Raw genomic sequence first — 12,195 nt, 5'->3', positions numbered from 1 at the left:
AATATGTATACAATTATACTTAATGAGCTGGTCGGAAATAGAAGGCCTGTTAAAGGAGGAAAAAAAGATGTCGTGGATGGTAACAAACGAATCGAGTCAAGAAGAATTGGCAAAGCAGTTTATTAGACTGATGAAAGCTCCCTCCATCATGAAAATCCCTGGAGCACATGATGGCATGGCCGCCCTAGTGGCAAGAAAGGTAGGGTTCGAAGCCCTATATCTCTCCGGTGCAGCCTATACAGCGAGCCGTGGCATGCCGGACTTGGGAATCATTTATTCCGATGAGGTTGCTGACAGAGCCCGTGAGATTGTACGGGCAGCAAATCTGCCGCTGCTTGTGGATATAGATACAGGTTATGGCGGGGTGTTGAATGTAGCAAGAACCGTCAAGGAAATGATGGAAGCCCGAGTTGCAGCTGTGCAGATCGAAGACCAGGATCTTCCGAAGAAATGCGGCCATCTTAACGGCAAAAAATTGATCAGCCCGGAAGAAATGGCTCAGAAGATTAAAATCATCAAGGAAATCGCCCCTACAATGGTAATAGTGGCTAGGACGGATGCATTGTCTGTTGAGGGAAAAGAGGAGACAATCAAACGAATTCACACATACGTGGAAGCTGGCGCAGACGCTATCTTTACCGAGGCCTTTTCAAAGCAAGAAGATTTCGAGGAAATGAGCCGGCTGGTGGATGTTCCGCTGCTCGCCAATATGACGGAATTCGGCCGTACCCCTTATTATACGGCAGAGGAGTTTGAGAGATTCGGCTATCAGATGGTGATCTATCCAGTTACATCGCTAAGAGTTGCCGCCAAAGCATATGAAAAAGTGTTTAAAGAAATCTTTACCACTGGCAGCCAGAAGGAGATGTTGGATGACATGCAGACACGCGAGGAACTTTATGAAACGATCCACTACTATGAATACGAAAATTTAGATGAACGAATTTCAAAGACCGTCTTACCGCAAATAGAAAAATAGTAAACAGATTATTCGGTAAATAATTCGAATTGGTGGTATAATTAAATATCGCCATTAACACACCTGATGAAGATGCTCGCATGCGATCATAGGAGAGTACGAAGATAATTTGCTCGGTAAGGGGAAAAGCCCCTAAAGATTTATCACTAAAACCAGATTTAAAAGAGCCAGACCTATGGAGGGTGTGGCAATGGCAGGCTATTCTCCATAGGTTCGGTATTTTGACGAAAGAGAAGGTGATAGATTTGAAGTTCTTTACATATTATGAGGGCAGCACCCTTAAACCAGGGGTAAAAACCGTCAATGGCTTATTGGATATTTCAGGGGTCGTTTCTAATATCAATGAGTTGGTCCAACTGCATTCCAATGAAGCGAATTGGATGGAATTAACAGGATTTATTGAGGAAAAAGAGAACAGTAGCCCTGCCTATCTGGACGAGTCTTCAATAACGATGGGTCCTTGTGTAGACAAGCCTGGAAAAATAATCTGTGTCGGGCTGAATTATCAAAAGCATGCAGAGGAGTCCGGCATGGCTGCACCGAAATTGCCAGTGCTGTTCAATAAATATCATAATACCTTGGCCGGGACGGGAGAGGCCATCACTATTCCGGCCCATGCCAGGGAAATTGATTATGAAGCCGAACTGGCATTAGTGATCGGTAAGAAAGCAAAGAATGTGGCCACAGAAGAAGCAAAGGACTATATTTTTGGTTATAGTGCGGCGAATGATTTATCCGCAAGAGATTTGCAGTTTCTCACCAATCAATGGCTGCTCGGCAAGAATCTGGATGGCTTCTGCCCTTTGGGCCCGTATCTTGTCACGCATGATGAGATACAGGATGCGAATGCATTGGATATAAGCTGTAAAGTGAATGGCGAAGTCCGCCAGCAGTCCAATACAAGTGATATGATCTTCAACTGTGAGGAAATTGTCAGCTTCATTTCTCGTCATATGACCCTTGAACCAGGTGATGTTATTTTAACAGGGACGCCTGAGGGGGTAATCCTTGGGTATGAAGAGGAGAGGAGAAATTGGCTGCGTGCCGGCGATGAGGTTGTGGTGGAGATAGAAGGGCTGGGGCAATTGAAAAATGTCTTGCAATCATAACAGAATAGCAATGGAAAATAGCTGTTGGGAGCATTCCCAGCAGCTATTTTTATTTGAAGCTGGGACGAAATGTTGCCTGCTAGAAGCCTTGTTTAGTGGATATTGCCGCTGCGGAAATACGAAGCATATTCTCCCAGCGGGTATCCCCCCTAGTATTTTTTACTACTACTCTTTGAGTTGGAAATAATGATTAATCCTTATTCTATTACTAGCCGAAGATTGCAATGTCCACCGCCATCTCCGCGCAATTCCTGTATCTCCTACGAGAAAGTTACCAATCGGTACACAGCTTTTTTAAATTAAAATATATAATTGCGATAAAGTTATTGACAATTCCCAAAATACTAACTAAAATTACAGTTAGTAATTAGAAAACGTTTACAAACGTAAAACTATGGCTTAATTCCTTGTTTTTCCGTTAACTGAAATTTTAGTAATGGAAACTAAAATTTAAGCAGGGGGTGTTAGTGAGTCGAAAAACCCAGTGCGAAAAATACAACTAGCAGAAAGGCAAAAAAGCAATAATGGATTCTATCTAGGAGAGGAAGGTATATATGGCAGTTAAGACAGAAAGTATCGAGACAAGGATGATCCAGACAGGTGAGTATAAAACCTTTGTCATGGAAGGAGGAAAGAGGGGGGCTGAGACCGAGACACTTTTATTCTTGCATGGCAGTGGACCGGGAGTGAGCGGTAAAAGCAACTGGCAGAAAGTCCTGCCGGAGTTTACAGCTAACTTCCATGTAGTAGCACCGGATATGTTCGGGTTTGGCCGTACAGAACATCCAGAAAATCCACCGACCAATGGAGTTGTATGGCTGCGCGAGCGTGTCGACCAAATAATCAATTTAATGGATGAGATGGAGATTGAGAAGGCCAATTTAGTCGGCAATTCCCTTGGAGGAGTCATTTCCCTGCATCTGCTCATGCATGCTCCAGAGAGATTTGGCAAGGTCATCCTTATGGGAGCAGGCGGCGGATATTTCGAGCCGACTCCTGAATTGATGAAACTGCAGAATTTCCACAAGGATCCGAATCCAAAGGCATTTGAGAACCTGCTGAGCTGGTTCCTATATGATGAAAGTGCCTTGGAGGGCGATTTGAAGGGAATAGTGGAGGAACGGCTGGAACTGTTTATGCAGCCGGAAGTACGGCGCTCCTATGAAGCTACTTTCACCGGTGCGACACTCGCTGACTTGGCCGTACCGCCTTCAGCCTTTAAAAAGATGGATCATGAATTTTTGATGATCCATGGCAAGGAAGACCGGTTCGTTCCATTAGAAAGCAGCCTATATATGCTGGACTACTTGGAGAATTCCCAGCTGCATGTGTTCAAGCGTTGCGGCCATTGGGCTCAAGTGGAACAGAAAGACCGGTTCATCAAGCTTGCCAAGGACTTCTTTACCGGGGAGCTGTAGACATTGCTCCCTTGGTTCCCCTCCATTTGATAGAATAATAGGATGAACACAAATGGAGAGAAGGTGCAGCAATGAAGAAAGATATTGCTTATAAGTACATTAAACAGCAGATTTTGAATGGGGAATGGAAAACGGATAGTGCCATCAATGTCAACCAAATAATGGATGAGTTGAGCCTCAGCCGGACACCAGTAAATAAAGCGCTTCGCCAGTTGGAATATGAGGGGTTCTTGAATATCATCCCGCAGGTTGGCGTATTTGTGAAACGGCCGGATGCACAGGAAGTTTATGAACGGCTGCTTGTCTGTGTCAGACTGGATGCTTATATGACAGGGATCGGTGCTTCTAAAATCAGTGAGGAAAAGATTCGGGAACTGGAAGAGCTCCTGGAGGTAATGGACAACCCCGAGCTGACCAGTGATCAATACGCCCAATTGAATGTCGATTTCCATTCCGCCATCATCTATTCATCCGGCCTTGAGTACATGATCCAAATGACGAAGCAACTATGGGATTACCTGAATTACGTAACAACTCCAACCGAGTTATTTCTGGAAGAAGTACGGCGGAGATCACAGACCGAGCATTGGATGATCCTACAGACATTGAAAGACAGGGACGTAGATATGGCAACAAAAATGATGGAGAAGCATATGGGCAGGGTGGCAGAATTTGTGAAAGGGTCGTTGGAAAATATTTATTCTACCTAAATAATATGGGAGGTTTTATATTTGAGCCAGGAGACATTAGTAACAAGAGAGGAACTCGTCAGTCGGGCAAGCTCGCTTATACCAAACTTGAGAGAGAGGGCGGAGGAAACCGAAACAATAGGAAAAATGCCGGAAGCCACATTGGAAGAACTAACCAATGAAGGAATCATCAAGCTGTTCCAGCCGAAAATCTATGGTGGCTACCAGGAAAATATGCGGACATTTGTTGATGTGACAACTGAAATCGGCCGGGGCTGCGGATCAACTGCATGGTTTGTTTCGCTTACTAATATCAGAAGTTTCATGGCATCGTATGCTTTTGGCAAACAAGCACTGGATGAAATTTTCACCAAAGACAACCCCATACTTGCCGGGAACTTCAAACCGATCAAAATTGAAATTGAACAGGTGGATGGCGGCTATTTCATCAAGGAAGCACAGTGGCCATTCGTCTCCGGCTGCCTCCATGCCGACTGGCTGTATTTCGGTGTACCAGTTGATGATGGTAATGGTGGAAAGGAAATGGCCATCATCATCGTACCAAGCAAGGATGCGACCATTTTGGATGATTGGAATGTGATGGGCCTGAAGGGATCCGGCAGCAATAGTGTCCGTCTGGAAAATGTATTCGTACCTGAACATCGCGTTTCCCTTGACCGTCTGGCAAGTAAAGGGCATTATACAGCACCCGAATTAAAAGATGTCCCTGTCTATCGTACGCCATTCGTCCCAGCACTGACACTCTCCATTGTGGTGCCGGCACTGGGCATGGCCAAAGCAGCGATGGACATCCATATGGAAAGAGTAAGAAAAGCCGGGATCGGCAATACATTCTATGATAAACAGTCAGAGGCCGCGGTTACCCACTTCCAGATTGCTACTGCCCAGTTGAAAATAGACTCTGCCGAACTTCATTTGCACCGGGCGGCAGACATGTTGGATTCCTTTGCAGAAAGCGGCAAAGAAATGGGACAGAAGGATGTCGTCAAGGTAAAAGCAGATTTCGGTTATGTGAATAAGCTCTGCAAAGAGGCAATCGATGAACTGGTAGCCGGGGCAGGATCGGTTTTCGCCTATAACAAAAATCCGCTGCAACGTGTCTACAGAGATTATATGGCTCTACACCTCCATGGCTTTATCACACCTTCGAGCCTCATTGAAACCTATGGCAGGGTTTTATGTGACCAGGAACCAAACACGTATTTCCTCTAAGATATGACAAGCCAAAGAAAAATTTATCTAGTGTCCCTTATGTTTATCAAGATATAAATTAAATCAGCGTTTTTGAAAGCGCTTTATAGGAGGAATTAGGATGAATATACCTGAAATTGCAAAGCTTGGTCATGTTGCCTTGGAGACTACGGACATGGAAAAGTCCCTTTGGTTCTTCAAAGAGGTCATTGGACTGGAAGAAACGGAGACAAAGGATGGCGTCGTCTATCTGCGTGCATGGGGAGATTTCGAACATCACACACTTTCTCTGAAAAAAGGAAACGAGCCGCGTGTGGACCATATCGGCTGGAAAGCTAAGCGGCCGGAAGATGTGGCATTGTTTGCTGAACTGCTTGGTGAAACCGGAACGGCTGTAGAGTGGGTGGAGCCAGGGGAAGAGGCAGGCCAGGGAATGGCTATCCGTTTTCAACTGCCAAGTGAGCATACGTTTGAAATCTACTTTGAGATGGAAAAGACACCGGCAGATGAACCTCGGAAATCTATCCTGAAAAACCAGACATACCAGTCCTGGCGCAAGGGCGTTTCACCGAGAAGAATCGATCATGTAAATATCCTTACGTCTGCAGATGCAAGAGTAATCACCGACTTTCTGGCCAATAAACTCGGTTTCAAAATGCGCGAGTATGTAAAGGCGCCGGATGAATCGCTGGTAGGAGCATGGATGAGTGTCACCAACCTTGTGCATGATATTGCGGTGAGTCATGATCCACAGTCACCGACTCCAAACCAGATCCATCATATGTCCTATTGGCTGGACGACAGTCGGGATCTACTCAGGGCTGCGGATATCCTATCTGAGAATGGCATTAAGTTTGCCGGTCCAGGCAAACACGGGATCTCTCAGGCCATGTATATCTACGTGATGGACCCGGGCAGCGGCTTGCGCGTGGAGCTATTCACGGGAGGCTATCTGATTTTTGAACCAGACTGGGAGCCAATTGAATGGACCATCGATGAAATGGATGTAGGGTTTACCGTCTGGGGTGTCCAGATGGATAATAAATTGGAGAATAACCCGACAATCAAGGCATAGCCATTTGAAATGAAATAGGCATAGCAGGAGGCGGACCGCTGAATTGGTGGCAGGCTCCTGCTATTCCATTTCTGCTTCTTCTGCACAACGCCCCCGAAACACAACCCTGTTTTTACTCTTCAGTCGACTCGATCAGATAATATTTTTAACAGGCTTGGAGGATGATAGAATGGTTTCAAAAAGGATGGATTCGGTTTCTATAGAAGAAAACAATGTCCAACGGGAAGAGGATACCAAGGATATCTTATCCACCACAGAGGCTTTTGGTCTGCTGCGGCGGGAATTAATCGACAACTTGGGAGTGGACCGGGTGAAAGGCTTTCTGCTCCGCTATGGCTGGAGGCTAGGAGCACGGGATGCAGAAGAAGCAATGAAGTTGGATGATTCCCTCGATTTTCTCTTGAGGCAGGCCTCCCTTCTCCATTTAAATACCGGGCATGTCGGTGATATCCAGTCGGAACGGATGATTGAGAGGGAGGAGAATGAAGATATCAAATCCTTTCAAGGAATTGGCAAGTGGATCGATTCCTTTGAAGCAAAAGAGCATATAAAGCATCATGGAATCTCCAAGTCTCCTGTCTGCCATACATTGACCGGATATGCTAATGGTTATATGTCCACCGTCACCAAGGAGAAGATCCTAGTGGTGGAAACGAGCTGTGTTGGAAGGGGAGACAAGGAATGCATATATGAAACGAAGCTCCTTGAAGATTGGGATGCAGAGACACAGCAGGAGCAGAAGTACTATGAGGAGAAGCCGATTGTAGAAGAGCTGGAGTATACGTATGAACAGCTGCTGAAGGAACGTAATTATATTGACATGATTGCAGATTTCCATAAGCGGCTGACAGAGAGTGTTTCCAATGGGAGCAATCTGAAAGAGATAGCCAACAGTGTCCATGATTCTCTCCATGTCCCCGTTACTATAGAGGACCTTGGCTTTGAGAATATCTCTTATTCCGGCCTCCGCGAAGAAGAGTTTGCGAGCTTCCATGAAGAACTGCAGGAGGAACTGGAAAACAGGAAAAGAGGACAGGAGCTGCCTCGTTTCAGGAAGGCTGTCCAACTGAAAATGCCGGACCATGTACGCCTGGTCAATCCTATTTTTCTCCAAAAAAAAGTGGTGGGTTATTGTACATTTGTGTACCCGGCCGGAAAGAGCCGTGATCCACAACAGGACGTGCCCTTTATTGAAAGAATGGCTAATGCTGCCTCCTTGATCCTTTTGAATGAAAAAACCAGCTTTGAAGCCTTGGAAAAGATGAAAGGGAATTTGCTGGAACAAATGCTAATGGGAGATTATTCAAGCAGGGAAGAGATCCTCAGCCGCGGCCGGTATATGAATTTTGATTTTGACCAACCGTACTATATTGCTGTTGTGGAGGTTAATAAGAAGGGTCTTCACGAACGAGTAGTAGAGACAATCTCGAAATACCTGGACATACAGGGCTATAAAGCATTGACCGGGTTTTACGAAAACAGCATCACTATGTACATTCCGGCTGAATCGAGCAAAAAAGAGGATGTATGGAAGCTCTTGGAAAAACTGCATCAGCATATGGAGCATGCTCTTCCTGCTTTTTCTTGCAGGATTGCTGTCAGTGATAGGGCGACAGATATTGAGAAAATAGAGGAAAGCCGAGAAAAAGCGCTCATTGCGTTGAGGAGATCCGAGAAAACGAAAATTGCCGATTATGAAGACCTGGGCATTCTTGGCGTACTCATCAACTCCAAGAATACCAGCATTATTAAAGAACTGGCAGATAAGGAACTGGGGCCGTTGTTTGAAGCGGACAAAGAGAAGAATAATGAATTGACCAGGACATTGTATGTATTCCTCTCCAATGGAGGAAACCTCCAGCAAACCATGGACGACCTTGCCCTGTCGATGAGCGGATTGACGTATAGAAAGAACAAGATAGAAAAGCTGATAGGCAAGGATCTTCGTAATCCAGCACAAAGCTACCAACTGCTTTTAATCCTGGATTCTCTGATCGCTTTGGACGAAATCGAGCTGTAATGGACCTGTTTTTCTGCTATTCGGTAGTAAAACTAGTAAATATTAACGAAAATATCCGAGAAAACAACACTTTTTGTTCTAGAAATGCGGAGGGCAACTACGTAGAATAGAAAATAAGCAATAAAGTTTAAGTTTTATAAATATTTAAGTTACTTCATCAAACTTGTAAATGAAGAAGGCGAAACATTTTTATAAGTCAAAAATGTTAGCGCTTTCCAGTGGAAGTGGGAGACTAGGATTTTATAAAATATGAAGGAGGAATTCAACAATGGAAGATCGTCAGTTCCGTAATGCAATGGGGAAATTCGCAACAGGTGTCAATGTCATCGCAACAGAGGTTGAGGGAAAGGTTCATGGGATGACGGCAAATGCATTTATGTCCGTTTCCTTGGATCCGAAACTGGTTGTCATCTCCATCAAGGAGGATGCCTCCATGCTGGAAAGAATCAAACAGAGTCAAACATTCTCGGTGAATGTCCTGTCTGCTGAACAGCAAAAGGAATCCATGATTTTTGCCGGGCAGATCGAATATGACCAGGAATTCAAGTTTGATAGATTGGACGGTGTCCCGGTCGTGCCAAATGCTTTGGCCCAGATATCTTGTGAGGTTTCAGGAGAGCATGTGGAAGGTGATCACACACTGTTCATGGGAAGAGTTACCGATGTCAAATTGGAAGAGGGAGAGCCGCTTATCTTCTCCTGTGGCAAATATCGTCGGCTGGAGGAACAGCAAGTAGAAACTTCTGTATAAGAAATAGTCTGACCGGAGGGAGTGCAAAAAATGGAAACGATTATGTTGAATGAACAAAATCTTGAATACTGGCAACGGCAATCCGACAGGAATGTGATTGCATTAGGTTTTTTTGACGGTATTCATAAGGGACATCAGGAAGTGATAAAAACGGCAGGCAGGAAAGCGGAAGAACTGGGAGCATCCCTGGCAGTTATGAGCTTCTTCCCGCATCCGAAGACGGTGCTGTCCAATGGAGACGTTGCATTTGACTACCTCATGCCATTGGAGGAGAAAGCGCAAGTGCTCCGATCACTAGGGGTCGACCGGTTTTATATTGTATCATTCAATAAATCGTTCGCCTCCCTCTCTCCGGAGGATTATGTCAATCAATATCTTCTTCAGTTCGGCACGATCCATGCTGTTGCAGGTTATGATTTTTCCTACGGTTTTAAAGGAGCAGGCAATATTGACCGCCTGGAAGAAGATGCCGGTGGCCGGATAGGGACGACAAAGGTTGGAAAAGTGGAATATCGGGGAAGGAAAATCAGTTCGACTTGGATTCGCGAGTTGATCGCCGAAGGGAATGTCGAGGAACTGCCACAGTTGGTTGGAAGGCTGTATGAAGTCAAAGGCCAATGGAATGGCGACTCCCTCGAGGCATTTTCCTGCTACATGCTTCCCGCACCAGGATGCTATACGGCTACTGTAAAAACGAAAGACGATATTATCATGACAAACGTATGTGTAGAGCATTTGCAAAACCGCATCTATTTTCCGGCAGACAGTGAAGTGCGCTGCCAGGTCGGTGACGAGGTCTCTGTTACACTACGCCATCAGGTGCGTGAAGGGGCCGTCTACGCATATTCGTAAATTTAACGGAAAGTTGGTGCAAACATGCCAGTAACCATTGATGATGCCGTTTCCTCTTTAGTGGAAGCGGAAAGAACCAAGAAACCCATAGAAGCATTTCATTTTTCCTCAAGAGGAATTTCCGTTCAAGAAGCATACCAGATCCAACTAGGCTATGTACGAGAGAGAAAGGCCAAGGGGGCAGCAATTGTAGGGAAGAAAATCGGCCTTACTAGTAAAGCCATGCAGGAGATGTTGAATGTGGACCAGCCTGATTATGGCCATCTGCTGGATGATATGGTGCATGAGAATAATTCCGTTATCTCCCTAGACCCCTACATTAAGCCTAGGGTGGAGTTTGAGATAGCCTTCGTATTAAATAAAGATTTGAAGGGCCCCGGGGTGACTGCTGAAGATGTCATCAATGCAACTTCCCATGTAGTTCCGGCAATCGAGATTATTGACAGCCGGATCAGCGATTGGAAAATCAAGTTTGAGGATACAGTTGCGGATAATGGCTCATCAGCAGGCGCCATTTTTGGAGAAGGAACCCGTTCGCTGGATACTATTGATTTGCCGAATGTAGAGATGAAGGTATATCGAAATGGAGAATTCCTGGACGAGGCCACAGGGGCTGCTGTCATGGGGAATCCTATTTCTGCGGTAGCATGGCTTGCCAATGCTGTCGGTGAATATGATATCTCTCTTAAAGCAGGAGAAAAAATCCTAGCGGGCGCCCTTTCCAAGGCAGTAGATGTAGAAGGCGGGGATGAATTCAAGGCTGAATTTTTAGGACTTGGAACAGTTCATGCTGCGTTTGAAAAATAACAGGATAATAGAACAGACCCTAAAAAAAGAATGCATCGCGCATTCTTTTTTTGTGTGTACGGCAAACTGCTTATTGCCGATTGGTAAGAGGCTGCCGATAAAGGTCGCGTACCAGGCGATAGCCAGCACGTGCTGGAGATAAACTCATGCACCTGCTGATACCCTGCACGTACTGCCGATACATCTACTCACCTACCAATAAAAATCTCTTAAAAAGAAGAAGAAGTTGAATATTTTTTACTCTAGAAAGGGAATAACAAATTTTCTAAACTTTAAGTAAGATAATTTTTGATAGTAATAGATGAAAGAGGAGGTCAACAGATGACTTTACCAGAGATTGCTAAATTAGGACATGTTGCGTTGGTTACCCCGGACTTGGATAAATCCCTTTGGTTTTTCCGCGATGTCATCGGCTTGGAAGTGACAGAAGAAAAGGACGATACCATTTATATGAGAGCTTGGGGAGACTTTGAGCATCATACGTTTTCCTTGAAAGCGGGAGAGAAGGCGAAGGTAGATCATATAGGATGGAAAGCGAAGCGGCCAGAAGATGTACAAGGGTTTGCACTGCTGCTTGAGAAAGCGGGGAACGAGGTGGAATGGGTAAAGGCAGGGGAGGAAACAGGCCAGGGAGAAGCAATCCGTTTCAAACTGCCAAGCCAGCATGCCTTTGAGATCTACTATGATATGGATAAACCTCTGGCAGAGGAAGATAAGCGGTCCATTTTAAAGAACCAGCGATATAAATCCTGGAGGAAAGGGATTTCTCCACGAAGGATTGATCATGTCAACATAGCTACCTCCATGGATATTTCCGAGATTCATGACTATTTGGCCAATCAACTGGGATTCAAGCTGCGTGAATATGTGAGCGGCAAAGATGAACCAATGAAAGCTGCTTGGATGAGCGTTACAAATCTTGTACACGATATTGCCTTGAGTCCACGGCCGAATGCTGCCACTCCTAATCAGTTCCACCATATTTCCTATTGGCTGGACGACTCGCAGGACCTGTTAAGGGCAGCTGATATCTTGAGCGAACAAGGAATTAAGTTCATTGGGCCTGGAAAACATGGAATATCCCAAGCACTGTATCTATATGTTATGGATCCGGGCAGTGGATGCCGGGTGGAATTGTTCAGCGGCGGCTATTTGATTTTTGAACCGGATTGGGAGCCGATTGTATGGACAGAGGAGGAACGCAGTGTAGGTAACACATATTGGGGGGATACGGTACAGGACAAAGAGGAGAACCAACTGACCATCGAAGCGTGACCATCCAA

General features: G+C 45.3%; 11 protein-coding genes. All 11 read left to right on the top strand.

Annotated features, from left to right (window positions below; all coding sequences use genetic code 11):
• Nucleotides 1–67: 67 nt before the first annotated feature.
• The 11 genes from prpB (at nucleotide 68) to ACFODW_RS15430 (ending at nucleotide 12,187) form a co-directional block, all read left to right on the top strand.
• Complete coding sequence (prpB, locus tag ACFODW_RS15480) at nucleotides 68–979, top strand: methylisocitrate lyase (RefSeq protein WP_390307696.1); 912 nt, start codon at nucleotides 68–70, stop codon at nucleotides 977–979.
• A gap of 245 nt (nucleotides 980–1,224) precedes the next feature.
• Nucleotides 1,225–2,088, top strand: a complete 864-nt coding sequence (locus ACFODW_RS15475) for a fumarylacetoacetate hydrolase family protein (RefSeq protein ID WP_390307695.1) — start codon at nucleotides 1,225–1,227, stop codon at nucleotides 2,086–2,088.
• Nucleotides 2,089–2,642: 554 nt separating this feature from the next.
• A complete protein-coding gene (locus tag ACFODW_RS15470) occupies nucleotides 2,643–3,506 on the top strand; it encodes an alpha/beta fold hydrolase (protein ID WP_390307694.1) in 864 nt (287 codons plus the stop codon).
• Between the two features lie 71 nt (nucleotides 3,507–3,577).
• Nucleotides 3,578–4,216: a GntR family transcriptional regulator gene (locus ACFODW_RS15465; RefSeq protein ID WP_390307693.1), complete on the top strand. Its 639-nt coding sequence runs from the start codon at nucleotides 3,578–3,580 to the stop codon at nucleotides 4,214–4,216.
• Nucleotides 4,217–4,237: 21 nt separating this feature from the next.
• Nucleotides 4,238–5,428, top strand: a complete 1,191-nt coding sequence (locus ACFODW_RS15460; RefSeq protein WP_390307692.1) for an acyl-CoA dehydrogenase family protein — start codon at nucleotides 4,238–4,240, stop codon at nucleotides 5,426–5,428.
• 100 nt (nucleotides 5,429–5,528) lie between these two features.
• A complete protein-coding gene (locus ACFODW_RS15455) occupies nucleotides 5,529–6,482 on the top strand; it encodes a VOC family protein (protein ID WP_390307691.1) in 954 nt (317 codons plus the stop codon).
• A 169-nt stretch (nucleotides 6,483–6,651) separates the two neighbouring features.
• Entirely contained in the window at nucleotides 6,652–8,502 is a 1,851-nt protein-coding gene (locus ACFODW_RS15450) for a XylR N-terminal domain-containing protein (protein ID WP_390307690.1), read from the top strand.
• 268 nt (nucleotides 8,503–8,770) lie between these two features.
• Nucleotides 8,771–9,253: a flavin reductase family protein gene (locus ACFODW_RS15445; RefSeq protein ID WP_390307689.1), complete on the top strand. Its 483-nt coding sequence runs from the start codon at nucleotides 8,771–8,773 to the stop codon at nucleotides 9,251–9,253.
• 30 nt (nucleotides 9,254–9,283) lie between these two features.
• Nucleotides 9,284–10,105, top strand: a complete 822-nt coding sequence (locus tag ACFODW_RS15440; RefSeq protein ID WP_390307688.1) for an adenylyltransferase/cytidyltransferase family protein — start codon at nucleotides 9,284–9,286, stop codon at nucleotides 10,103–10,105.
• Nucleotides 10,106–10,129: 24 nt separating this feature from the next.
• Nucleotides 10,130–10,912, top strand: a complete 783-nt coding sequence (locus ACFODW_RS15435; protein ID WP_390307687.1) for a 2-keto-4-pentenoate hydratase — start codon at nucleotides 10,130–10,132, stop codon at nucleotides 10,910–10,912.
• Between the two features lie 321 nt (nucleotides 10,913–11,233).
• Nucleotides 11,234–12,187: a VOC family protein gene (locus ACFODW_RS15430; RefSeq protein WP_390307686.1), complete on the top strand. Its 954-nt coding sequence runs from the start codon at nucleotides 11,234–11,236 to the stop codon at nucleotides 12,185–12,187.
• Nucleotides 12,188–12,195 lie beyond the last annotated feature (8 nt).

The sequence above is a fragment of the Virgibacillus sediminis genome (genome assembly GCF_042643265.1).
In the GTDB taxonomy this organism is placed as follows: Bacteria; Bacillota; Bacilli; order Bacillales; family Amphibacillaceae; genus Virgibacillus_O; species Virgibacillus_O sediminis.
Note: the sequence above shows the minus strand (reverse complement) of the source record. Positions and strands in the feature narration are given on the sequence as shown.

What these genes read in the sequence shown, in the direction of transcription:
- prpB (WP_390307696.1), top strand. Translation starts at nt 68, where the DNA reads ATGTCGTGGATGGTAACAAACGAATCGAGTCAAGAAGAATTGGCAAAG.
- ACFODW_RS15470 (WP_390307694.1), top strand. Translation starts at nt 2,643, where the DNA reads ATGGCAGTTAAGACAGAAAGTATCGAGACAAGGATGATCCAGACAGGT.
- ACFODW_RS15465 (WP_390307693.1), top strand. Translation starts at nt 3,578, where the DNA reads ATGAAGAAAGATATTGCTTATAAGTACATTAAACAGCAGATTTTGAAT.
- ACFODW_RS15455 (WP_390307691.1), top strand. Translation starts at nt 5,529, where the DNA reads ATGAATATACCTGAAATTGCAAAGCTTGGTCATGTTGCCTTGGAGACT.
- ACFODW_RS15450 (WP_390307690.1), top strand. Translation starts at nt 6,652, where the DNA reads ATGGTTTCAAAAAGGATGGATTCGGTTTCTATAGAAGAAAACAATGTC.
- ACFODW_RS15445 (WP_390307689.1), top strand. Translation starts at nt 8,771, where the DNA reads ATGGAAGATCGTCAGTTCCGTAATGCAATGGGGAAATTCGCAACAGGT.
- ACFODW_RS15440 (WP_390307688.1), top strand. Translation starts at nt 9,284, where the DNA reads ATGGAAACGATTATGTTGAATGAACAAAATCTTGAATACTGGCAACGG.
- ACFODW_RS15435 (WP_390307687.1), top strand. Translation starts at nt 10,130, where the DNA reads ATGCCAGTAACCATTGATGATGCCGTTTCCTCTTTAGTGGAAGCGGAA.
- ACFODW_RS15430 (WP_390307686.1), top strand. Translation starts at nt 11,234, where the DNA reads ATGACTTTACCAGAGATTGCTAAATTAGGACATGTTGCGTTGGTTACC.